Origin of the sequence: Nostoc sp. ATCC 53789, assembly GCF_009873495.1 — a bacterium.
GTDB lineage: Bacteria > Cyanobacteriota > Cyanobacteriia > Cyanobacteriales > Nostocaceae > Nostoc > Nostoc muscorum_A.
In genome coordinates, this window is the sequence record NZ_CP046703.1 from 4,308,445 (window position 1) to 4,329,637 (window position 21,193).

The 21,193-nt window shown below is 40.4% G+C and carries 21 protein-coding genes; 9 read left to right on the plus strand and 12 right to left on the minus strand.

The window, feature by feature from the left end; genetic code table 11:
* Window positions 1–124: 124 nt before the first annotated feature.
* The 3 genes from GJB62_RS17640 to GJB62_RS17650 all read left to right on the plus strand — a co-directional run bounded on the left by GJB62_RS17640 (window position 125) and on the right by GJB62_RS17650 (window position 2,129).
* Complete coding sequence (locus GJB62_RS17640) at window positions 125–844, plus strand: SnoaL-like polyketide cyclase (protein ID WP_114084698.1); 720 nt, start codon at window positions 125–127, stop codon at window positions 842–844.
* A gap of 65 nt (window positions 845–909) precedes the next feature.
* Window positions 910–1,239: an MgPME-cyclase complex family protein gene (locus GJB62_RS17645; protein ID WP_114084720.1), complete on the plus strand. Its 330-nt coding sequence runs from the start codon at window positions 910–912 to the stop codon at window positions 1,237–1,239.
* A 224-nt stretch (window positions 1,240–1,463) separates the two neighbouring features.
* The gene (locus GJB62_RS17650; RefSeq protein WP_114084697.1) at window positions 1,464–2,129 is read left to right on the plus strand and encodes a hypothetical protein; all 666 of its coding nucleotides are present in this window, start codon (window positions 1,464–1,466) and stop codon (window positions 2,127–2,129) included.
* A gap of 111 nt (window positions 2,130–2,240) precedes the next feature.
* Here the strand turns inward: GJB62_RS17650 and GJB62_RS17655 are convergent, their stop codons facing one another.
* The 3 genes from GJB62_RS17655 to folD all read right to left on the minus strand — a co-directional run bounded on the left by GJB62_RS17655 (window position 2,241) and on the right by folD (window position 4,970).
* Window positions 2,241–2,702 (minus strand): divergent PAP2 family protein, encoded by a 462-nt coding sequence (locus GJB62_RS17655; RefSeq protein ID WP_114084696.1) that lies wholly within the window; start codon window positions 2,700–2,702, stop codon window positions 2,241–2,243.
* A gap of 269 nt (window positions 2,703–2,971) precedes the next feature.
* Window positions 2,972–3,904: a geranylgeranyl diphosphate synthase CrtE gene (gene crtE / locus GJB62_RS17660; RefSeq protein WP_114084695.1), complete on the minus strand. Its 933-nt coding sequence runs from the start codon at window positions 3,902–3,904 to the stop codon at window positions 2,972–2,974.
* Between the two features lie 187 nt (window positions 3,905–4,091).
* On the minus strand, window positions 4,092–4,970 hold the full coding sequence (folD, locus tag GJB62_RS17665; RefSeq protein WP_114084694.1) for a bifunctional methylenetetrahydrofolate dehydrogenase/methenyltetrahydrofolate cyclohydrolase FolD: 879 nt from the start codon (window positions 4,968–4,970) through the stop codon (window positions 4,092–4,094).
* A gap of 265 nt (window positions 4,971–5,235) precedes the next feature.
* Between folD and GJB62_RS17670 the strand changes: the two genes are divergently transcribed.
* From GJB62_RS17670 to GJB62_RS17680, 3 genes are all read left to right on the plus strand, one after another.
* The gene (locus GJB62_RS17670; RefSeq protein WP_258551480.1) at window positions 5,236–5,709 is read left to right on the plus strand and encodes a hypothetical protein; all 474 of its coding nucleotides are present in this window, start codon (window positions 5,236–5,238) and stop codon (window positions 5,707–5,709) included.
* Between the two features lie 24 nt (window positions 5,710–5,733).
* Window positions 5,734–6,168 carry an NUDIX hydrolase gene (locus GJB62_RS17675; RefSeq protein ID WP_114084693.1) on the plus strand — a complete coding sequence of 145 codons (435 nt, stop codon included), beginning with the start codon at window positions 5,734–5,736 and terminating at the stop codon, window positions 6,166–6,168.
* Window positions 6,169–6,320: 152 nt separating this feature from the next.
* The gene (locus tag GJB62_RS17680; protein ID WP_114084692.1) at window positions 6,321–7,424 is read left to right on the plus strand and encodes an AI-2E family transporter; all 1,104 of its coding nucleotides are present in this window, start codon (window positions 6,321–6,323) and stop codon (window positions 7,422–7,424) included.
* 65 nt (window positions 7,425–7,489) lie between these two features.
* On the opposite strand, the gene GJB62_RS17685 is transcribed toward GJB62_RS17680, so the two are convergent.
* Complete coding sequence (locus GJB62_RS17685; protein ID WP_181852919.1) at window positions 7,490–8,962, minus strand: ATP-binding protein; 1,473 nt, start codon at window positions 8,960–8,962, stop codon at window positions 7,490–7,492.
* Window positions 8,963–9,481: 519 nt separating this feature from the next.
* Here GJB62_RS17685 and GJB62_RS17690 point away from each other — a divergent pair.
* Window positions 9,482–11,083 carry an alkaline phosphatase gene (locus GJB62_RS17690; RefSeq protein WP_114084691.1) on the plus strand — a complete coding sequence of 534 codons (1,602 nt, stop codon included), beginning with the start codon at window positions 9,482–9,484 and terminating at the stop codon, window positions 11,081–11,083.
* Window positions 11,084–11,208: 125 nt separating this feature from the next.
* On the opposite strand, the gene GJB62_RS17695 is transcribed toward GJB62_RS17690, so the two are convergent.
* The 3 genes from GJB62_RS17695 to GJB62_RS17705 all read right to left on the minus strand — a co-directional run bounded on the left by GJB62_RS17695 (window position 11,209) and on the right by GJB62_RS17705 (window position 12,942).
* Entirely contained in the window at window positions 11,209–11,460 is a 252-nt protein-coding gene (locus GJB62_RS17695; protein ID WP_114084690.1) for a hypothetical protein, read from the minus strand.
* Window positions 11,461–11,535: 75 nt separating this feature from the next.
* Window positions 11,536–11,766, minus strand: coding sequence for a type II toxin-antitoxin system ParD family antitoxin (locus tag GJB62_RS17700; protein WP_114084689.1), 231 nt, complete (start codon window positions 11,764–11,766; stop codon window positions 11,536–11,538).
* 219 nt (window positions 11,767–11,985) lie between these two features.
* Window positions 11,986–12,942: a hypothetical protein gene (locus tag GJB62_RS17705; protein WP_181852918.1), complete on the minus strand. Its 957-nt coding sequence runs from the start codon at window positions 12,940–12,942 to the stop codon at window positions 11,986–11,988.
* Window positions 12,943–13,038: 96 nt separating this feature from the next.
* On the opposite strand from GJB62_RS17705, the gene GJB62_RS17710 reads away from it, so the two are divergent.
* Window positions 13,039–14,511 carry an IS66 family transposase gene (locus GJB62_RS17710; protein WP_159402428.1) on the plus strand — a complete coding sequence of 491 codons (1,473 nt, stop codon included), beginning with the start codon at window positions 13,039–13,041 and terminating at the stop codon, window positions 14,509–14,511.
* 10 nt (window positions 14,512–14,521) lie between these two features.
* Here GJB62_RS17710 and GJB62_RS17715 read toward each other — a convergent pair whose 3' ends face one another.
* The 5 genes from GJB62_RS17715 to GJB62_RS17730 all read right to left on the minus strand — a co-directional run bounded on the left by GJB62_RS17715 (window position 14,522) and on the right by GJB62_RS17730 (window position 19,531).
* A complete protein-coding gene (locus GJB62_RS17715; protein WP_209271449.1) occupies window positions 14,522–15,715 on the minus strand; it encodes a dynamin family protein in 1,194 nt (397 codons plus the stop codon).
* Window positions 15,688–16,416, minus strand: coding sequence for a transposase (locus tag GJB62_RS37095; protein ID WP_179071338.1), 729 nt, complete (start codon window positions 16,414–16,416; stop codon window positions 15,688–15,690). The genes GJB62_RS17715 and GJB62_RS37095 overlap by 28 nt, the downstream gene beginning before the upstream one ends.
* On the minus strand, window positions 16,413–16,883 hold the full coding sequence (locus GJB62_RS37100) for a hypothetical protein (protein WP_114081799.1): 471 nt from the start codon (window positions 16,881–16,883) through the stop codon (window positions 16,413–16,415). Before GJB62_RS37100 ends, GJB62_RS37095 begins: the two co-directional genes overlap by 4 nt.
* A gap of 57 nt (window positions 16,884–16,940) precedes the next feature.
* Entirely contained in the window at window positions 16,941–17,222 is a 282-nt protein-coding gene (locus GJB62_RS17725; RefSeq protein WP_181852813.1) for a hypothetical protein, read from the minus strand.
* A gap of 95 nt (window positions 17,223–17,317) precedes the next feature.
* Entirely contained in the window at window positions 17,318–19,531 is a 2,214-nt protein-coding gene (locus GJB62_RS17730; protein ID WP_114081234.1) for a phosphoketolase, read from the minus strand.
* Between the two features lie 189 nt (window positions 19,532–19,720).
* Between GJB62_RS17730 and GJB62_RS17735 the strand changes: the two genes are divergently transcribed.
* Window positions 19,721–21,103, plus strand: a complete 1,383-nt coding sequence (locus tag GJB62_RS17735; protein WP_114081233.1) for a cytochrome P450 — start codon at window positions 19,721–19,723, stop codon at window positions 21,101–21,103.
* The last annotated feature ends 90 nt before the right edge of the window (window positions 21,104–21,193 follow it).

The following is a 21,193-nucleotide window of genomic DNA, read 5'->3' on the forward strand; positions in this document are numbered from 1 at the left end:
CCTGTAACCTATAACCTGTAACCTATAACCTGTAACCTGTAACCTATAACCTGTAACCTATAACCTAGAGGGGTTGTCACTGCGAAATCTGGAAATTGGGATCAAATCTTCAGCAAAAACTTCTATGAGCGCAACACAGTCTAACAACCTGCCACTTTGGGTACAGGATAGAGATAAAGTGATAGCAGAAAGCACTGATGTCGAGTGGCGCTATCAGACACCGCCTGATTATTCTCGTTCCAAAGAAAATCTTGCCCAAGAAAGTATCCACAATCACCTTGAAGGTACACTGGAAGCGATCGTGCAAAACTTAGTGCGAACCTTCGAGATGGAGGTATCTTTCAAAGCTAACCCACAACAGTGGTTATCTATTGTCAATGAACAGTTTCGTGTGAGTACCAATGGCGGAGTAGAGTATACCGCAGCAGATTTATCAGCCCAAGGTACTTACAATCTCTTTATGCCTGATTCAGAGCATTACAAAGCTTCAGAAGAAACCTTTGAATCATCCGCAAAAGTCTTCCACACAACATTTCCCCAAGGATTTCCTTGGGAAGTGCTGGAAGTTTTCTCAGGGCCACCAAATGTCACATTCAAATGGCGGCATTGGGGACATTTTAATGGAGAATATAAAGGCCATGCACCGACTGGAGAGACAATAGAAATTATCGGTATGAGCATTGCAAAAGTTACCGATGACTTGAAGGTTATTTCCTTAGAACACTACTTCGACAATAATCTGTTCTTGGAAAAGCTAACATCTGGTGGCAAACAGACAAATGCCCAAAAGTCGGGAAGTGCTTGTCCGTTCAGTTCTTGGTTCAAGAAATCCCCTAAGAGTTAGTTGATAAGGGTACAGAATGTCGTACTGTGCCCTTACATTATTCACACAGCAACCAAAGGATGAAAATGCAAACATACTATTACGTTTTGGCTAGTCAACGCTTTCTTCTCCAAGAAGAACCGATACACGAAGTTATCAAAGAACGCACTCGTCACTACCACGAACAAGAAAAACAAATAGATTTTTGGTTGGTTGAGCAACCAGCTTTCTTGGAAGCACCCCAATTTGCACAAATCAAGGCAAAGTGTCCCCAACCAGCAGTAGCAATTATTTCTACAAATCCCCAATTTATTACTTGGTTAAAACTGCGTTTAGAGTACGTTATCACTGGAGAATTCCAGGCTCCTTCTGAGACAATACCAGATGCTTTGGCATCGCTTGCTACCGTATCTTAAAAATGGTGAATGGGGCATGGGGAAGAGGTGATAGGTGACAGGTTATAGGGAATAATCTGTACCCTGTAACCTATAACCTATTCCCTTCTTTACTCCAATTTTATTTGCTAAGAAGAAAATATGTTTTGTAACAGTCCTTCCATTCCCACACTGAAGTAAGTAGGTTTTCAGCTTTTTTCTTATAAAATCTTCTAAGACACCTTGATTTACATAATCTAACTTTTGTGCATAGATTTCAGACTTTACCAAGTGTTTTAGGATTAGCGATTGCAGGGTTGATTGGTGGCATGAGTTCTGTTTTTGCCCAACAAGCCATTCCTCTTTGTCAACCACCGACTTCGGGCGAGTATCTTTTATTAGTAGTCAGTCCCACAGCTGATAATCAAAAGCAGTTGCGTAGCGCCTTACCGCCTGAACTCAAAACCATTACCTGCAAATATCTCAACGAAACTGTGACGCGGATAGGGGGGTTTAAAAAGATTGATGATGCCAATCGATGGGCAAGGTATGTAAGTAATATTGTTGGCTTGTCTGCTATCATCACCACTCGACCAACAACGGCAGATGTAAAGCCGCCACAAACACAGCCACAACTACAGCAACAGCCACTTCAGCAAACAGTTAACTATAATCCTCAAGCATTAGGAGAGGGTTATGCAGTTTTGGTAGATTATTACAATCGTCCTGAACTAGTAAATAGCGTGCAGCAAGCAGTAGGAGGTAACGTAGGTTTTGTTTCTTATGGACAACGCCCTTACTTGTTAGCAGTTTATACCACCAATCAAAGTGAAGCATACAATACATTGCAGAAGCTGAACAATGGCGGTTTTGTTGCCAGCATAGTAGATAGCCGTAAAGTGATTCTGCTGCGCTCAACTGTGCGATTGTAGTGATATTAAGTTTTCTAGAATACTGATGCGATCTACCAAGTTGGTAATTTGTCAGTTGACAAATTACCAGTTCCCAATTAAAAATAGTCGCTCAAACAAGGATGTATTGCCCTAGTTTAAATAAGCAAAACTAGCTAACCAACAGATGGTTATACCCAAAGCCGACCCAGCTATTACCTGAACTGGTGTATGTCCAAGTAATTCCTTCAGACGGTCTTGGCTAAAGTCTGGTTTTTCATGAAATAATTCATCAATCATTTGATTGAGGATACGAGCTTGCTTACCAGCCGCTTGGCGAACTCCGGCTGCATCATACATGACAATGATGGCAAAAACCATCGCAAGGGCAAAATCAGGAGATGCCCAACCAAGTGTTTGCCCGACACCAGCCGCTAGAGCTGTAACTAAAGCTGAATGGGCACTGGGCATACCTCCAGTTGTCACCAAAACACGGATATTCAGTTTGCGATTTTTGACGATCTCGACTACGAGCTTTAATGCTTGAGCAATTAAACAAGCGACCAGAGCAACCAGCAGCACCCGGTTGTCTAAAATGTTGCCTATGTCCTGCATGGTATTTTGGTTAGGTTAGTAAATATTAGCAGCGGTTGTTGGTTGAGGAAACATTTAGATTCAACCCAAAATCCAAAATTAACCTAGTACATCACGGCGGAAACAGATCAATTATTCAAAATTGTCTAAAAGCTGATTAAATAAGCTTTTTGAACTTTGAATTTTCAATTCTGCTGGGCGGTAGTAGTACAGTATCGTGTAAATAAACCACCCATTCCCAATCAATGAAACCCTTACGGTATAAGAATTTAGAATCCCGCAAAGCGTTGCTAGTTATTGCGGCTAGTAATAAAATGAGCGATCGCTTGGAGTGGCTTGGCTCTGTCTCCAAATGGTTCTAATTCTGCACAAGCTACTTTAACTAGCTCTTGGGCTTTTAAGCGCGATTCTTCAAGTCCCCAAAGGCTAGGATAGGTCACTTTCTTCGCTTGTTGGTCTTTACCAGCTGTTTTGCCTAATTGCTCTTTTGTAGAAGTGATATCCAGAATATCATCTATGATTTGGAATGCTAGCCCAATATTTTCAGCATAACGGGTCAGTCGCTGCACGTCTTCAGTTGATGCCCCAGCGATGATCCCGCCAGAAACTACGCAAGCTTCCAAAAGGGCGGATGTTTTGTGTCTATGAATGAAATTTAGCGTTTCTAGAGAAATATCTGATTTCCCCTCACACTCCAAATCGACAACTTGACCACCGACCAAACCAGCTGCCCCCAGCGCCCGGCCAAGACGAACAATTACCTGCAAGGTTAGCTCTCTGTTAACGCTTTGGGGGGTTTTAAGGGCAACTAACTCAAAAGCGAGTGCTAACAAGCCGTCTCCAGCCAAAATCGCCACATCTTCGCCATAGACTTTATGATTTGTCAGCTTTCCCCGACGGTAATCGTCATTATCCATCGCTGGAAGGTCATCATGAATCAAAGACATTGTGTGGATCATCTCCACAGCACAAGCCGTTGGCATAGCCATTTCGATAGTGCCGCCCATCATTTCACAGGTAGCAAGACAAAGAATGGGACGTACACGCTTGCCGCCAGCTAATAACGAGTAGCGCATCGCCTCATAAATCTTTTCTGGATAAATGATGGGGATAGCCTGATCTAAAGCATTATCACAAAGCTTTTGTCGTTCTTTGAGATAGGCTACTAAGTTAAATGTGGCTTCCTCTGGTGGTGTCTTTTGAACGTTATCAGTTGCTACCATTCTTCAATTCCTGACACTTTGGGATTTTTGTCTTATACGTCACAATTTTAAGGTGCTGTGGGGCTGAAAAAATGAAGAGTTCACAATTATGAGTTAGGAATTAGGAGTTAGGAGTTGAGATGCGATTAATCGCGTCTGTACAAGAGTTAGGATTAATAATTCTTAACTTTTAACTCATCACTCTCTTTCATTTTCTTGCTGCTCTGGAATAGCTGGTGAAGGTATTTTGTAACAATATGGCAACAGTCATAGGGCCAACACCACCAGGAACGGGGGTGATAAATCCTGCTACACCAGCAGTTGATTCAAAGTCAACATCGCCAATTAAGCGACTTTTGCCACTAGCATCGGTGACACGATTCATTCCCACATCTACCACAACAGCACCTGGTTTTACCATATCAGCAGTGATGAGTCCGGGACGACCTGCTGCTGCAATTAGAATATCAGCATTTTGGGTGATGCTTTTGAGGTCATGCGATCGCGAGTGAGCGATCGTGACTGTAGCATCAGCTTCTAGTAGCATCAGCGCCATAGGTTTACCCACCAAAATACTCCGTCCCACCACTACTGCCTGTTTTCCTTGCAATGGAATCTCATATTCCTGCAAAAGCCGCATCACACCATCCGGGGTGCAGCTGCGTAAACCGATTTCTCCGCGAACTAGTCGCCCTAAGTTAACTGGGTGCAGTCCATCAGCATCTTTATCGGGATCAATTTGATGTAGTAGAGCCACAGCATCCAAGTGGTCAGGTAAGGGCAGCTGCACAAGAATTCCATCCACCCGTTCATCATGGTTTAGTGCAGCAATTACCTCTTGTAATTCCCCAAAGGTAGTTTCGGCAGGAAAATGCTTACCAAAAGAGGCGATGCCAACTTTTGCACAGGCTTTTTCTTTATTGCGGACATAAGCGGCTGACGCTGGGTTATCACCAACCATTAACACTGCTAAACCAGGGGGTCGTCCCATTTCTGGTTGTAATTGTGTAATTGCTACAGAAAGTTGTTGCTGAATTTTTGCTGCTATTGCTTTACCATCAAGGAGTTTGGCAGTTTTTGTTTCCATGAAAATTCCCAATTATAAATTAATTCGCTTTTTATCCAAAAGTCTAGAGTAAAAATATTGCTTATTGACTTTTAACTATTATTGTGTATCTGCTTGATGTCGTAGCGTTTCTCTCACAGTCAATCCATAATGCTTATTTTCTCAGATCAACGGCTTTATCTGAAGAATAAAGAATTGCAGGATGAAATTCAGAACATTTTTTGCTCAGTTGAGAGCGTGTTTCTGAAACCACAGAGAAAGAATATTATAAATGGGAACTGACCTCATGAAACTGGCGACAAAGCAAGCAGTGAAGCAAAAATTTGCTCAATCAGTGGCTTTCATGCAACAAACAAGAAATTTGTCCCTTTCGTTCTTATCCGTGCATAGTATTGTTTCTTACCGCCTGGGGTTGATTTCTTTATTGGTGGTAGGACTTTGTAGTTGTGGTAGTTTAACCTCATCTGGCTTGAATGGGACTAATTTCCAAATTGGTAGCAATGTCACGCCAATTCGAGAAATTAAGCCAGAACAAGACAATCGGGCTATAGTTTACATCCAAGGTCAGGTAGAAAAACAAGCTCCTCTGATGAAGCAATGGGCTTATCAAATTAATGACTCTACTGGCAAAATTTGGGTTGTCACCAATCAAAAAAATCTAGCGAAGGGAGCGCAAGTGGTGATTAAGGGTAAAATTCGCTACCAAAGCATCCCTTTAGGTGGTAAAGAATTGGGGGAAGTTTATCTAGAAGAAGAGTAATCAGCAATTAAAAATTAATAATATATGAACAATCAACCGGTGCATGTAGCGATCGCAATTCTCTATCAAGAAAACAAGTTTCTTATGCAACTACGCGACAACATCCCCGGTATTCTCTACCCTGGTTACTGGGCGCTATTTGGCGGTCATATCGAACCTGGTGAAACGCCAGATATCGCAGTGAAACGAGAAATTTTAGAAGAAATCGGCTATGAGCTACCACCCTTTGTAGAATTTGGCTGTTATACCGACGAAAGAGTTGTCCGTCATGTCTTTCATGCACCATTATTGGTGGAATTAAATCAACTGGTTTTAAATGAAGGCTGGGATATGGGATTATTGACCCCAGAAGATATTCACCAAGGTAACTGTTATTCGCAAAACGCCCGCGAAGTACGCCCTTTGGGGAATACACATCGGCAAATTATGTTGGATTTTATGGAGAGAAATCAATCTTAATGGGAATTGGGAATTGGGAAGAGGACTTGGGGACAAGGGGAAAGACTTGTTTCAAGTTCTCACCTCTTGTCCCTTTGTCCCCTGCCCCCTGCCCCCCTGCCTCCTCTCCTAGAAGCCAAAATAAAGTTATAACTCTTGTGGAGTCATCACTAATGCAATCAGCAAACAAACTACCGCGATGGTTAACTATAGGATTGGCATTTCCGATTATTATTCTCAACGGTTGGTTATTGCTCCAGGTGGTGCAGTATTTTCAGCCATTGATTAGTATTATTGCCGCCGCCATTCTACTGGCATTTGTCTTGAACTATCCAATCCAGTTTTTGCAAGAACAAGGGGTAAAACGTAACCTAGCGATCGCAGGAGTGTTGCTTTTAACTCTAGTAATTTTAGTAGCTTTAGGCATTACCTTAGTTCCCCTAATTATCCAACAACTCGTTGAGCTAGCCAATATTTTGCCAAGTTGGATTGATTCTGGTACTCAGCAACTCCAAACTTTCCAGGATTGGGCGTTAAGTCAGCAACAGCTTCCTATTAATTTAAGTGGGTTATTTACCCAAGTTCTGGAACGATTATCTAACCAACTTCAGTCTTTCACTGGTAGAATTCTTGGTTTTGCCGTTGATACCATTGGTATTGTTCTCAATGTGTTGCTGGCGGTAGTGCTAACTGTCTATCTAATATTAAACGGCGAACGTCTTTGGGACGGAATATTTCAGTGGTTTCCCCATAACATTGGGTTAAGATTGCGAGAATTACTGCGAGAAGACTTCCACAATTACTTTATCGGTCAAGCAACATTGGGAGCCGTATTAGGGGTGACAATTACACTGGCATTCTTGACGCTGCGAGTTCCCTTGGCTTTACTTTTTGGCATCGGGATTGGTTTATTTTCTCTCTTCCCCTTTGGTACAGGATTCGGCATTGCCATAGTAAGCCTTTTGGTGGCATTGCAAAACTTTTGGTTAGGAGTTGAAGTATTGGGTATAGCCGTTGCAATCGACCAAGTTAATTCTAATTTTGTTGCACCTCGAATTCTTGGTAATTTAACTGGTTTAAATCCCGTGTGGGTAGTGATTTCTTTGTTGTTGGGGGCAAAGTTAGGAGGAGTTCTGGGTTTGTTAATTGCAATTCCTATTGCTAGTTTTATCAAGGATACAACAGATAGTTGGCAGGCTGGAGAGTTTAATAAGATAGATGATATCGTGTCAGAACCTGTTACAGTAACAAGTGAAACAGCAGGGACTTATAGTTAGAATCCAATATCTCAACCAAGAAAAACTGACTAAGAATGTCTCTTCTTTGGTTATGGTTTGATTTTCTAAACAAGTTCAGAATTTAGGTGAATCGGAATTTCAATAATAAACTCAGTCCCTTTGCCAAAAGTTGATATACATTGCAGATGACCACCGTGTTTTTCCACAACAATTTGATAACTAATAGATAAACCTAGTCCAGTCCCTTTCCCAACTGGTTTAGTAGTAAAAAAGGGATCAAATAATTGCTTTTGTAAATTCTCTGGAATTCCCGGGCCATTATCGGAAATGCGAATAATTACTTGATTGTCATCAGTGAGTTGAGTCCGAATACAAATTTTTCCTTTATCCCTTAACAATGACGTAGGCGCTTCGCCTTCCCGCAGTGTATGACTAATACTTCGACTACGCTCAGTACAAGTGACAAATGACTCTTCTATAGCATCAATAGCATTCGCCAAAATATTCATAAATACCTGATTGAGTAACCCGGCGTAGCACTCCACTTGGGGAAGATCGCCGTATTCTTTAATTATGTTGATGTTTTCACTTATTTGGTTATTTTGAAGACGACTTTGTAAGATTATTAGCGTACTATCAATACCTTCATGGATATCAACTAATTTTTTCTCAGATTCATCAAGACGAGAAAAATTTCGTAAAGAAAGAATGATTTGCTCGATTCGCTTGGTACCAACCTGCATAGAAGTGAGAAGACGGGGGAGATCGGTAGTTAAAAAATCCAGTTCAATTTGTGCGATCGCAGTTTTAATTTCCGTTTCTGGTTCAGGATAAGATTGTTGGTACAATCTAATAATATTGAGTAGATTTTGACTATATTCGATGGCGTGAACAAGGTTCCCAGCAATAAAGTTGACAGGGTTGTTGATTTCGTGTGCAATACCAGCAACAAGTTGTCCTAATGCAGCCATTTTTTCATTCTGAATTAATCGCGTATAGTTTTGCTGAAGATCGCGAAAGCCTGCTTTAGCAACTCTAGATTGTTCCTCTACTTGTTGTAGCTGAACGAGTGTTAATACATGAATTTGAGAGTAGGCTAAGAGTAATTGATGAAAATCGACTAGCTTATATTTTCCACACGTAGTTTTGATCAAAATTGGCTCGTATGCAATTTGAGGTGGTCGTTGCAAAGTTATCTCAGTTGCTTTAACAATAGGCGTATCCTCAGAAATGGCTAATATCTCTGTCTGGAAAAACTTGTAAAGAATTTTAATCGGTTTTGTAGAAAATAAAGCCAAACTGTAGGGGTAACTCATATACTCAAAAAATTTCCGCCGTGAAATCATCCCTACATACTCTTGATTGTTATTGAGGATAATTCCTGGTAATAAAGGCTCTTGCTTAAAGAGCGTAACTAAATCATTCCCTGGAAACTCTATTTCAATATGAACTTGCCAAGAGAGTAATTCTTGTAACGTTGACTCTAATCGCAAATTTGACTCATCAGTATTTGTTGTACTACGAATAGTCGATATACTCTCATGTCTTGACTGTTGAGGTAATATTTCTGGCAACATTATGAATACCCGTCTCTATAATTTCAAAATTCATCAATCGTTATAAACTTATCTTTCCCAGATTGCTAACCAAAATTCACAGTGTAGATGTGGGAATATAGAGTACCTCAGAAAATCCAATACTTTTATGAAAGCGTAGACATTTATCGGCTTATCATTAGGGGCTATTTCTCAGGTAAATTTTAATTAGGATGCGTTAGTCTAAAGCAATAACACACCATTTTTATAGCGATGTGCTAGGCGCTATGAGCATCTTTTGAGCTGCAAATTATATCAAAATATTCACTTAATAAAAAGGTTAAAATATAACCTTTTTATTGATGTTCTCTTTCTATTTAATATTAAACCAAGGCCACTAGCAACAGAGTACCACCTAATGTTGTAGACTCAGGTACTTTATCTGTAAGAGACATATTAAAAATTTTATTAACCCTTAGATAACTAAATCTTTACTTTTTATTATAAAAAAAGTGGTAAAAGCTTATTTTGTAATACTTTTTAAAATTGCCATTATTTAATATGGAATCTCATAACTCATTGAGGCTAAACCGTCGCCAGTTTTTGCTACGTTCAGCGATTACGGCAGGTGGGATTATATCCACCAATTTTGTATCAAAATCACAAGTTTTTGCTGAAGCACCTGCAATTATCACCTCAGATAAAATGCGTCCTGCTATACCTTATGGCGTAGCTAGCGGAGATATTTCTAACGATAGTATTGTTATTTGGAGTCGTAGCGATCGCCCCGCCAAAATGATCGTAGAATACTCTACCAGCGAATCTTTTAAAAATGTGCAGCGAGTTGTCGGGCCCAATGCTTTACAAAATAGCGACTTTACAGCACGACTTTATCTGAGAAACCTGCCACCAGACCAACAATTATTTTATCGGGTAATCTTCCAAGACTTAGATTATAAAGGCACTTACAGCGCTCCTGTCAAAGGCTCTTTCCGAACTCCCCCCAAATTTGGGCGAGATATATTCTTTGTTTGGGGTGGCGACACCGCCGGTCAGGGATGGGGTATTAATCCTGATTTTGGTGGGATGAAAATTTACGAAACCATGCGTCAACTTAATCCCGACTTTTTCATTCACTCTGGCGATAATATTTATGCTGATGGCCCCATTCAATCAGAAGTGAAGCTAGACGACGGCACAATCTGGAAAAACATCACTACACCAGAAAAATCAAAAGTAGCAGAAACTCTTACAGAATTTCGTGGCAACTATATTTACAATTTGTTGGATGAAAACATCAAGCGTTTCAACGCCGAAGTTCCGATATTGGCACAGTGGGACGACCACGAAACAAGAAACAATTGGTATCCTGGACAAACTATCCTCAACGATGACCGTTATATAGTTAAGGATGTTAACTTGCTAGCTAAAAGAGCAAGGCAAGCATTTTTGGAATATCTGCCTATTGGGTATACAACCAATGAGCCAGACAAAGCGAAAATTTATCGCTTCTTTAAGCATGGCCCATTATTAGACATTTTCATGCTGGATGAGCGCACCTATCGGGGGCCGAATAGCCCTAATAATCAGCCAGTACCAAGTAAAGACACAGAATTTACCGGTAGAACACAAATACAATGGTTAAAAAGGCAATTGCTATCATCAAAAGCAACATGGAAAGTGATTGCTAGTGATATGCCTCTGGGATTGATAGTGAGAGATGGTAGCACAAACTTTGAAGCTTGGGCTAACGGAGATGGCCCGGCTTTAGGAAGAGAACTAGAACTTGCAGATTTACTCAGATTTATCAAAAATAAGAATATCCAGAATGTTGTTTGGTTAACTGCTGATGTACATTACGCAGCAGCCCACTATTATGACCCCAGCAAAGCACAGTTTACAGATTTTAAGCCTTTTTGGGAGTTTGTCGCCGGGCCTCTGAACTCTGGCACATTTGGGCCAAACCAACTAGAAAATACCTTTGGCCCCCAATTGATATTTCAAAGCCTTCCTCCAGGTACAAAAGCAAATCGTCCCCCAAGTGAAGGTTTGCAATTCTTTGGAGGAGTCAAAATTGATGCTTATACAAAGGTGATGACTGTAACATTGCGTAACTTGGCTGGAGAGACTGTTTATAGTGTAGATTTACCGCCAGAAAAATAAATTATCAAAAGCGTGGCGAACTATTAAGACAAGGGGTAAAATCCCCTTGTTTAACGTAAACAAATTCTCTCTTCTCTGTGTACTCTGCGCCTCTGTGGTTAATTAAAAATTGTAGTCAGAGTAAGTTACCCATGAATATGAAGAAATAGGGAATAACCACTGGCAGCAAAAATAAAAAGGATAGCCGCAGGAAAAATTACTACATCCCTGACGATAAATAAAATCCAATCTTTTCTTAGTTCTTGTTTAAATTTAAGTTCTCTCAGCTTTCGCTCAAGTTCTACGTCTTCTTGTGACGGCAAACTTTCAGGTGATAAAATTAGTGGATTGTCGTCTGTACTGGCAATTATTTTTGATAAATCTGTTCTATTTGTCATGCTATTTAGACACAAATAATTAAAATATTACTGTCGAATTTATTTTATAAACTTTTTTTATTTCAAACATCACGGTTAAATTGTATCTTGATGTTTGTTCATTCTTTGTCGGATTGTTTGACGGATATCTTCCCAATCTTGAACAGTCATTTCTGTTGCATTCCCAGAGTTTAATCCTTCCAGAAGCATTGTTTCTAGACGTTCTTTAGCTCTCTGTTTTTGGTCTTGTCGCACTAATTCACGAAAATATTCGCTGATACTGCTATAATCACCTTGAGCTACCTGTTCTTCTATATAAGTTCGCATGGTGTCAGGTAAGGAAATATTTATACTTTTTACAAGGGTTATTTCCTGAATATGTTTTTCTACATTATGGCAGTTTTTGCGATTTTATACTGATAGTCCCTATGCGTCTAGACTTAAAGATAGCCGTTGATAGTATATTTAATCTAATTAGCGGTGCGTTAGGCATTATGCCATAACGCACGCTACTGGTTACTTACTCAATCACAACGTACATATAATTTAGGGTTTCCAAGTACTGAGAGACTGACGAATTGATTTTAATTCCTGTAGATATTCATTCAGTTTCTCTTTTTGAAAATTCAAGATATCAAGAATTTTATCTACTTCTGATTCTTTGGTTTCCCGTTCTTTTAACAGACTATCAAATTCATCTTGAAACTTTTTGATGTAGTCATTGATTTGTTGCTCTGCACGTCTAAAGTCTTCTGCAATTTGTTTTTCGATGACTCTTTGTAGTAACTCTCGATTTCTCGAAACCTGCTCATTTATCTTCGAGTTAATTAACTGTACAGTTTGGCGTAAATTTATTTCGTAAAATTCTTGCCTGTCTTGATAGTCAACATTAGCATAATATACTTTATCAGAATCACAGCAACGACTTTCTGTCCTTTTCTCTTTTTTGGTTCTGGTAAACACTTCTTGTTGCTGCTTAATGCTTGCATCAATTCCCTTAAATTCAAAACTGGGAAATTGAATAGGGTTAACATTTAATTTAACTTGCAAGGCTTCACCCAAATAATCAGATAGTTCATTTGATATCTGTTGGATATCATTTTGAATTTTGAGAGCTAATTTCTCACGAATATTAGTACCATCTCTAACCAATCTATCTTGAGTATCTAGCCAAAAACTTTGAATCAGTGGACTGCAAAATTCATTGATAGTTCTGTTAATGTTTTGAGCATCCTTTTTATTCTTAACTCTGATCACATAGGGGTCAGAATTTCTCTGAAATTCATTAATAGCATCATCAGGATAATCAAAAATTTCTGGTGCAGATTTAGAAAGAGATTTAATTAAAGATGAACCGCCTTTTACACCTACCCTGAATATATTACCTAAGCCTTTGCTAAAAAAATCTATAATACCTCCACCCACATCGCCTATAATATCACCAATATCTCCCCAATCAATATTATTGTTTTTATTAATTGCAGGTGAACGATTAGCTTTCACTTTCTTTGGGCTAGATGATTTTTTAGATTGAGATTCGTAAGGATTCAGGTGCTGGGGTATTGACAAGTGTGGTAGGGGAAGCAGAATATAGCAATTATGGAAAAAAACCTGCCACTAAAACTAGACACTGAAACCCTAAAACAGTTGGAGAAAGAGCAACTGGTAGAGATGCTTATGGAGCAGGCAAAAGCTATAGAACAGCTAAAATCCAGAGTAATAGAACTAGAATCTGTAATAGAGAAACTCAAAGTTAGTAGAGACTTAGACAGCACAACATCATCAAAACCACCGTCGGCAGACATCCTCAAAAAAACCGAGAAAAAACTTGAAGATGAAGCAGGGGAGAGTGAAACGCCAAAACGGAAACCAGGAGGACAGCCAGGACATCGGGGAAAAACGAGAAAGGGTTTTGGGAGAGTAGATAGGTTTGAGATATTAAGACCGCAAGTGTGTTTTTGTTGTGGTCAAAAGGAATTCAGTAACGAACCAATAAAAATAGAAACCCAGCAAGTAGCACAGTTGGTAGAAAGACCTATCGAAATCGTAGAATATCAAAGACATACCTGTATTTGCAGCGAGTGTGGGTCAAAACAAACAGCAGACTGGTCGCCAGAAATAGTACCGGGACAAGATATAGGAATCAGACTGCAAGCTTTCTTGGGATGGATAAATAATTACGGGCATTTACCATACGAGAAACAACAAGAATTGTTGTGGGAACTGGGTGAAATAGAAATTGGAGTCGGGACTTTAGTAGCCACAAATGAACGAATAGATGGTGCCGTAGCTCAAAGTATTGACAACCTTAAAGAGTGGATAAAACAAACCCAGCCGAATATCCATTCGGATGAAACACCTTGGGTAATCAAAGGGGTAAAAGAATGGTTATGGATTTTTGCCAATACCGATTTCGCTTTATTTCATGCGGCTGATACTCGTTCTCGCGCCGAATTAGAGGCAATTTTGGGTTCAAGTTACTCTGGTGTACTCAGTTCTGATGACTTTAGTGCTTATAACGGTTATCCGGTGAAAGCCCAACAGAAATGTCAGGCGCATTTACGCCGTCACTTCAAGAAACTCATCTTAATTCCTGGCTTGAATAACAAAGAGATTGGGTCAGCATTTGTCAGCCTGATAGATGAAGGTTTTAAAAACTATGCTCTCTTCCAACAAACTAAAAACATTGATGAGTTCTGGAGTTGGGCATCCGAGTTTAAAATAAAAGTTGAATCTTCCATTCATTCATGGATTGATAAAGCTGGAGGAGAAGCTGGTAAACTTTTACGCTCCTTACGTAATAAAGCTCATCAATGGTGGTATTTCTTAGACCACCCGGACATACCCCCTGATAATAATTTAGCAGAACGAACATTACGTTTAGCAGTCACAAAACGAAAAGTCAGTGGTGGTTCTCGTTCTATGAAGCGATTCCAAGATACTGCTAATTTATTGACTGTTATACAAACTTGTCGCCGTCAAGGACGCTCTGTAATTGAGTTTTTTGACCAAGCTATCAAAGCGATGGTTAACTCTTCTGTGCAGACCCCTTCTTTAATTCCTCTCGTTTAGACCTGAATCCTTACTGAGATTCAGCAATTTGGTCAATTTGGTCTTGAATTTCAGCTTTAGTTCCTTCAGCAAATATATCAATACCTTGGCTAAAACCACTTATAAGTATTTGTTTTTGTCTATCTACTGACTTTTTTACATCTTCTACCTTACTTGTTGCATTTACAGACCTTTTTTTGTATTCCTCTATTTTTTTCTTTAAGGTTACAATATCCATTTCCCAACCACTAATTTTTGTCTTGAGAGTATCTTCAACTGATTTAGCAGCCTTATCAATTTTCGCTAAAGCATCGCTTAAAAGATTCCAACCTGCATTTTTAGTGATGGTCTCAATTACAGTTTCTTGAATGAGAGGAATACCACTATCTATTAAAGCTTGTGGTGCAATCTTACGAGGTGCTGGAATGATCTGATTTCCTTCTTCGTCTTCAGTTGCATATCTAGCACTAAAGAATTTTTTGAAATCCTTAATTTGACTTTCAGTTGCTTTTCCTTGTTGAATTAATTTTGCTAAAAGTCCTTGTCTAGAACTAGCAGGATAAATAATGGGGTTAGGAAAACCAAAATTATATAATTCGCGTTCTAAATCTTGAATTACTTCGTCAATTTCTCTGTCCCTTTCAGTTTTCTGATCAACCTTGTTGAGAATAAAGTAAATTTTACCCTTTTCAGCTTCTAAAATTTCCTTGCGATTCTCTACTACATCCTTAAACAATTCAGAAACAGCATTATCTTTGTAAGAAGCGTAATTTAAAACAAACAAAATTGCATTGCAAGTTCTTAAGGCTTCTAAGGCAGTTTGCTTTAGTGCTACTGTGTTAAATTGGGCAGATTCCCATTCATTGGGGCCAGGCGTATCAACTAGAGTAAAACCTGCAAGTGAAGAAATTTTGCTAATAGCTTCAATAGGATGTTCTATTTCAAAGCGTATAGTATTATCAGAATTTCCCCTTTCTCTAATTTCACGGGTTCTCAGTAAAAATTTCTGCTGAATTTCTCCTTCATTCCCTTCAGCAATAACAACAGGTTTTCTTTCTCCTGCTCGGTATTCTAACAGCCTGGGAACTTGATTAGCCGAAATATGCAGTACATCTGTACGACAAATAGTACAAGCCGCGGTTTCACTTGCTAAAACATCCGCACCAATAAGGGATTTGCAAGAAAATAAGATACCAATTAAACGGGGAAAATTGTGATATCCCATTTAGGTAGAGTTTCGGAAGGTTGCCAGAAGGTTTGGTAGTGTTCTAACTCTTGTGAGAGAACCTTGATTCCTTTTTCATAGGTTGCTTCAACACGGTGAACAATGGGTGCAATCCCTTTCCAAGTCATATTGGAAGCCCACTTGATGGCAACTTCAATCGAATCCAGAATTGCGCCATTCCAATAGTTCTCTAGGGCTGCCCAACACCTCTCTATGGGATTGTACTTGCTATGGTACGGAGGATAGTAAATCAGTCGGATTCTTAAATTAATTGCTTGAGACAGTTCAACCATACGTTTGATAAACTGTGTGCGGTTACTGCGAGTTGCTGCACCACCATCAAGGTCAATCACCCATTCATCATAATCTTGGTAATCGTGTTGATTCTCATACCACCAAGCAGTTAAACAATCGACAATAAAATCACTGGTTTCAGCCGACTGACCTAAGTAAATCGTAAGCTTTTCACTGTGTGTGTTGAGAATGCCAAAAGGAACTAAGACTGCCTCCCACTGTGTATCGTGGTCATCCGCAGCTTTTGCTTCCAGTGTTCGAGCTTTACCACCTCTGGAAAGATTGCCAATCTTCACCTTGGCTTTAGTATCGATAGAGACTCGCAACGATTTGGGATTCTCATCCGATGCCTGATTTTCCTGAAACACATTGTCGAAAATGGCATCTGTTTGCGGAATCTTTTTCAAGGGCTTTGTTTTTTGTGTTTTTTTAGGCGATACCCCAAGCTATTAAGAATCTTCCCCAGAGTTTGACGAGACGGCAATTGACTGTGGTCATAACCTATTTCACTGATTAATGCTTCTCGTACCGCTCTGGCACTGATACGAGCATATAGAAAGGTCGATTGAAATTTTGGATCTGCTTGGGCTTGAGCATCTACCAAAGAACAAATATCTGCTTCTAAATTGGGCAGAATCTCAACACTATTATGTCGTCCCCTTGCATGATAGTTATCCACACAGACTATCCCTGTCCGCCGTTCATGCAAGCCAAGTTGTACACAGGAGCGATTCCATCCTAAAACTGTTTCTGCAATGCGTGCTGAACTATCGAAGTAATCTTCAGTAACTTTTGCCATGAAGTCTCTTTTACAGCTGCCAGTTAGTTTCTTGGCTGCATCTTTGAAGGTAGATTTTATGGTGTCGGTAAGCATGAACCCTGTGATTCCAATTCTAGAAATTCAGAGCAAACGCGGGCAGATCCGCGCCTCCTATTCTTCTAGAATGACTGGTATTTTATTTTCTTGCAAGCCCCTAACAGAGTTGAGAAAAGTACTCTTCCCAGCTTTCATCGCTGCGATAACCGCAACCTGATATTTTTGTTGTTTCAATGCTGTTAAGGCTGTAGTGATGTCATTCTCAACACTCTGCAAACCTTTGGTATCATCACCTTCACTGAGACGACTTTGGCGAATTTCCTGAAGATACTTTAACAGGCGTGTACCCAGATTGCAAATATTGCTGTGTGTATCTTGGAATTGTTTTGATGACATGGTTGCTTAATCCTGAGTAGTAAAAGTTGATTTACTACTCAGTTATAACTTTCACCTAAGTAAAAACCTAGATGTAATAGTGCATATAATGTAACTTAATGTACTAATGCGATCGCACGTTTCGTCAACGCTTCAGCAGTCAATCCATTAAATGCCATCAACTCACCAGCACTGGCGGTAGTTTCGCCACGCTTCCACGCAAAGGTGTCGCGCTTCGCTGTACTCCGTAACAAAATTGGTTCCAGCATCCCCGCCGCACCACCAGTAACAGCAATTAACGCATCGCCATCAAATAATTCGGCAAATTTCGCATCATCTAAGAAACCGCCTTCAGGTTCAGAACAAGTATCCCAAGCAGTATCATGGCTACGGTACAATTGCCGAGGATTTATCACAGAAACAATCTTGACACCAATACCTTCAGTTTCTAAGAAAGCAGCAGCTTCAAATACTGGTATTAATGTCAAATCGCCAATTACAGCAAATACAACTTGTTTATCACCAGCGATTTCATGTAATAGTACTGCACCATCACGCAACCCTTGACGAGTTTGTTCTAAAGTTGTGCGAATTGGTAACGGCGATTTGCTTGCTGTAATCACAACTCCCTTATTCTTAGTTTTCAACGCCCAATCATAACAAGCTTGAATACTATTAGCATCAGGCGGAAATAATGGGAAAACATTTCCATTTCGCATCAACGAAGCAAAGTAAGCTTCAATTTCTGGACGTTGGTGAGTCCAACCGTTGCGCCCTTGCTCTAATGCGCCTGCTGTGAATAAAGTAATAGTCGAAGGAGTTTGACGGCGCAATTCTGCCATTGCTTGGGTTACAGTTTGCCAAATTGGTAATCCGTTGATGGCAAAAGATTCGTAAGAACACCACAAAGTTCTCGCACCCATTAACGCTAAACCCGCAGCTAAACCGGCACAAGCATCTTCACTCAATGGTTCATAAACTTGTCCATTTGGCGCTTGGTTGTATAAGTCATCGGTTGTGGGATGGATAATCTTTAATGCTTGGTTGATGTTAGCAATTCCTGATGCTTCATTACCATCGGCATTGGTGACAAGGAAATTTCGATCTTTATTTCCAACTATTCCTACCAATCGTCCCATCGCGGTTGTGGAAACTTTTGGTTCGCCACCAACTGCATATTCTTCTAAAGGTAATTCGCCTAATTCTGGCAATGGAAATTCAAATTCTGTAACTACAGTTTTTGCTGCTGGGCCACCACCGGCGCGTTCGGCATTTGTTCTGACTAATTGCCAAGCTTCCGCAGACAAAGCACGGGTTTGCAATGCACTAACAATATGCGGCGCATCCAACGTATCTTTAGGATACAAGTTGTGAGATTTTGCACCCCGCGCGTGGACTCCTGCACCTTTGAGTTGTTTAATAATAAAGACGGTAAGTTTACCACCCAACGCCGATCGCGCTGCTTTATCTACACCCGAAAGTACTGCTTGAGTGAATTCTAGGCGCTTCTCAAAAGAAAAAGCAGTGCTATCAACGTAATCTCCTGGCTGGTTCTGATCGTCGAAATCTTTGGCATCCACTAACACCACTTCATCAAAACCGTTACCTTGCCAATATGCTTGCATCTGTTCGTTGGTTTTCAGGGAAACCATGCTGTGATGTTCTTGGCTGTAACCGTTCCACACCAATATCGGTAAGAAATTGGTGGCAGCAGGATAAGCAGTATGGAAATGTGCGATCGCACTTACAATATAAGGCTCACCCAATCCACCATCCCCAACTGTAAAGGGGAACAACTTATCTTTGTGTAACAGTGCAGCCGCCATTGCAAAGTGTTGCCCTTGTCCCAAAGGCCCCGCAGGTGCAAGAATACCGGGGATGAAACCGGAAAGGTGTCCTAGTAATCCGTGCTTTTCTCGGAAGCGATCGCGCAATTGTTGGACTGTAAAAATTCCCATGTCCTCTAGCGAACGATCCAAGAACATGGCACTATAAAATCCGGGGGCGTGGTGTCCGACTTCAGTAATAATGTTCTTGTATCCCAGCATGACAAGAGATGCGTAAGCTTCTGCTTGGCTGGCGAAACCGCCGGGATGCCCAGAAGCCTTACTAGCGGTAACTTGTAAGGTTAGGTAGCGCAGGGCATCAGCAGCTAGTAAAGTTTGATATACAGCTGCTTTATCTGTTGGAGATGCGATCGCTATTTTGCCCGATTCGATAGCAGGTGTTGCACCATGAGTTTCAAAATCTGGTAACGCTTCACCAAAATATTGAATTCCTTCAGAAAAATTGGGAAGCGCTGAAGAAGCTTTTGGAGAGATTGCAGTCATGCTGAGTACCTTGTGACGATGAGATGAAACTGTAGATGCTCGTTGAATTTAACAAAAATTTTACATCTTTCAGGCTGTAACAGTTTATTGCTTTTTTGTACCCTCAGTATAAGTAACTCCAATCAACAGAAATTTATAAGTTGCAGTTAGTTAAAGTAAGAACAAGACATAAAGTAACAAAAGAATTTTATGAAATTACCAAACGGCCCGCAAAGCCCAGCAGTTTTACAGATGCTACGCTGGATTACTAGCCCCATGTCATTTATGGAAACTTGTGCCAAAAGATATGGGGATATGTTCACCATCAGGTTAGACAGCAAATCTCCGCCACTGATATTTGTCAGTAAACCTGAAGTGCTAGAGCAGATTTTGACAAACGATACCAAGGGGTTAGAAGCACCTGGTGATACAAATCTGGTGTTTGAATCTTTGCTTGGTAAGCATTCTGTGATTACCATCAGTGGTGCAGAACACCAACGCCAACGGCAGTTGTTATTGCCACCTTTTCACGGTGAAAGAATGCGAAGCTATAGTCAAATAATTAGTGATATTACCGAAAAAGTCATTAGCCAACACCAGATAGGGCAACCCTTCAATATCCGGTCTGTTACCCAAGCTATTACCCTGCGAGTGATTATGCAAGCTGTGTTTGGGCTAGATGAAGGCCCACGCGCCGAAAAATTACAGCATTGTTTGGCTGAAATGCTGGAAAAAGGAAGTTCTGTGTTGAGTGCCGCTTTGCTTTATTTTCCAGCTTTGCAAAGGGATTTTGGCCCGATTAATTTCTGGGGAAAGCAGATGCGCCGACAGCAGGCAGCTGACGAACTTATATACGAAGAAATTCGAGAACGTCAAAAACAACCAGACCCATCACGCACAGATATCCTCAGCTTACTCATGGCAGCTAGGGATGAAGCAGGTCAACCAATGACTGATGAAGAGTTACGCGATGAATTAATGACTCTGTTGGTCGCAGGCCATGAAACTACAGCAACAGCCTTAGCATGGGCATTTTACTGGATTCAAAAAATACCATCAGTACGCCAAAAGTTACTGCAAGAACTAGATAGCTTGGGTGATAACCCAGATCCTGGCACCATTTTTAAATTACCCTACCTCAACGCTGTTTGTTCCGAAACTTTGCGAATTTACCCAGTAGCGATGCTGACCTTTGCCAGAGTAGTCAGAACTCCTCTATCTTTGGGTGGCTACGAACTTGAACCAGGTATAGGTGTTATTGGTTCAATTTACTTGACTCACCATCGAGAAGATTTATACCCCGAACCTAAGCAGTTTAAACCAGAACGCTTTTTAGAACGGCAATTTTCTCCCTATGAATATTTACCTTTTGGGGGTGGTGCAAGACGCTGTATTGGTCTAGCATTTGCCCAGTTGGAAATGAAGCTAGCACTCGCCAAAATCCTTTCCACCCGCGAATTAGAACTAGTTGACAATGGTGAAGTACGACCTAAACGCCGTGGTTTAGTGACAGGCCAAGATCGTCCCATCCAGATGGTTGTCAGGAGTCAACGTCCGGTGAAGTCTCCCATTCTACAGACAACCACTGTTTGATGTTGAGGGGTCTGATGGTTGCGTTCAGGGAATCTTCAACTTTCATCTATATATTTAGATAGATTTTCAATGCTTTTAAATAATCCCTCA

Coding starts and splice junctions, on each gene's coding strand:
- GJB62_RS17645 (WP_114084720.1), top strand. CDS start 910: ATGCAAACATACTATTACGTTTTGGCTAGTCAACGCTTTCTTCTCCAA.
- GJB62_RS17640 (WP_114084698.1), top strand. CDS start 125: ATGAGCGCAACACAGTCTAACAACCTGCCACTTTGGGTACAGGATAGA.
- GJB62_RS17695 (WP_114084690.1), bottom strand. CDS start 11,460: ATGACAAATAGAACAGATTTATCAAAAATAATTGCCAGTACAGACGAC.
- folD (WP_114084694.1), bottom strand. CDS start 4,970: ATGGAAACAAAAACTGCCAAACTCCTTGATGGTAAAGCAATAGCAGCA.
- GJB62_RS17725 (WP_181852813.1), bottom strand. CDS start 17,222: ATGTCATCAAAACAATTCCAAGATACACACAGCAATATTTGCAATCTG.
- GJB62_RS17670 (WP_258551480.1), top strand. CDS start 5,236: ATGAAACTGGCGACAAAGCAAGCAGTGAAGCAAAAATTTGCTCAATCA.
- GJB62_RS17710 (WP_159402428.1), top strand. CDS start 13,039: ATGGAAAAAAACCTGCCACTAAAACTAGACACTGAAACCCTAAAACAG.
- GJB62_RS17700 (WP_114084689.1), bottom strand. CDS start 11,766: ATGCGAACTTATATAGAAGAACAGGTAGCTCAAGGTGATTATAGCAGT.
- GJB62_RS17690 (WP_114084691.1), top strand. CDS start 9,482: ATGGAATCTCATAACTCATTGAGGCTAAACCGTCGCCAGTTTTTGCTA.
- crtE (WP_114084695.1), bottom strand. CDS start 3,904: ATGGTAGCAACTGATAACGTTCAAAAGACACCACCAGAGGAAGCCACA.
- GJB62_RS17715 (WP_209271449.1), bottom strand. CDS start 15,715: ATGGGATATCACAATTTTCCCCGTTTAATTGGTATCTTATTTTCTTGC.
- GJB62_RS17730 (WP_114081234.1), bottom strand. CDS start 19,531: ATGACTGCAATCTCTCCAAAAGCTTCTTCAGCGCTTCCCAATTTTTCT.
- GJB62_RS17685 (WP_181852919.1), bottom strand. CDS start 8,962: ATGTTGCCAGAAATATTACCTCAACAGTCAAGACATGAGAGTATATCG.
- GJB62_RS37100 (WP_114081799.1), bottom strand. CDS start 16,883: ATGCTTACCGACACCATAAAATCTACCTTCAAAGATGCAGCCAAGAAA.
- GJB62_RS17675 (WP_114084693.1), top strand. CDS start 5,734: ATGAACAATCAACCGGTGCATGTAGCGATCGCAATTCTCTATCAAGAA.
- GJB62_RS17735 (WP_114081233.1), top strand. CDS start 19,721: ATGAAATTACCAAACGGCCCGCAAAGCCCAGCAGTTTTACAGATGCTA.
- GJB62_RS17655 (WP_114084696.1), bottom strand. CDS start 2,702: ATGCAGGACATAGGCAACATTTTAGACAACCGGGTGCTGCTGGTTGCT.
- GJB62_RS17680 (WP_114084692.1), top strand. CDS start 6,321: ATGCAATCAGCAAACAAACTACCGCGATGGTTAACTATAGGATTGGCA.